The 865-nt window shown below is 65.7% G+C and carries 1 protein-coding gene; it reads right to left on the bottom strand.

The genetic code is table 11. The annotated features are described in order from the left end of the window. Positions 1–865, bottom strand: an 865-nt coding sequence (locus tag A5706_RS15440) for a Gfo/Idh/MocA family protein (RefSeq protein ID WP_082964406.1), incomplete at its 3' end; no start/stop codon positions are given.

An 865-nucleotide genomic window follows, 5' to 3' on the forward strand; every position in this document is an offset into this window, starting at 1 on the left:
CTTCCGGCGTCGTCTTCACCGGTTCGCCGCGCAGCACCGCCGCGGCGAAGGCCTCGAGCTGGTACGCATAGCTGGTGCGGCGCGGGAAGCGCTCCACCCGCTTGCCGTCGGCCGAGCGGATCGTGAGCCGGGGCAACAAGTGCGGAGCAGCCGGACTGAGGTAACGCAGCCGGCCGCGATCCCCAACCACCTTGGCGCTCGCCCAAAACAGGTTCGACGACCACAGCGCGCAGTGCAGGCGGCCCGTGTGCCCGCCGGCGAACCGCAATTCGGCCGTCATAGCCCGGTCCACTTCGGGACCGCCCAGTTTCGCACGAGCCGAAACGACTTCCGGGGTCGAACCGCCGAACGTACGGAGCATGTCGACCGTATAGCTTCCGTCGGTCATCAGCGCGCCACCGGCAAGGGAGTAGTCGTAGATGTTGCTATTTGAACGCTTCGGCAGCATGACGCACACCGCTACCTCCACTCGCTGCAATCTACCCAGCTCCCCCGAAGCGATGATCTGCTCGACGCGCGATGTCAACGGATGGTAGCGGTACTGGAGCGCCTCCATGACGACACGATCTGATTTCGCGGCTAACTCGGCGATCTCGCGGGCCTCGGCGGCGTTGGCAGTGAACGGCTTTTCGCAGAGAACGTGCTTGCCCGCGGCAAGCGCAGCGCGTGTCCACCTGCCGTGCAAGCTGTTCGGCAGCACGATATAGACGGCATCCAGATCCGGATCGGCAATCAGCGCGTCATAGCTGTCGTGTGCCCGGGCGATGCCGTGCTTGGCGGCGAACGCCCGAGCATGCGACTCGTCACGATCCGCCACGGCGGCAACCACGACGTCGGCGTTTTCCCGGGCCGGCTTGACCAGAAT

It is taken from the genome of Mycobacterium sp. E796 (assembly GCF_001672815.1).
In the GTDB taxonomy this organism is placed as follows: domain Bacteria; phylum Actinomycetota; class Actinomycetes; order Mycobacteriales; family Mycobacteriaceae; genus Mycobacterium.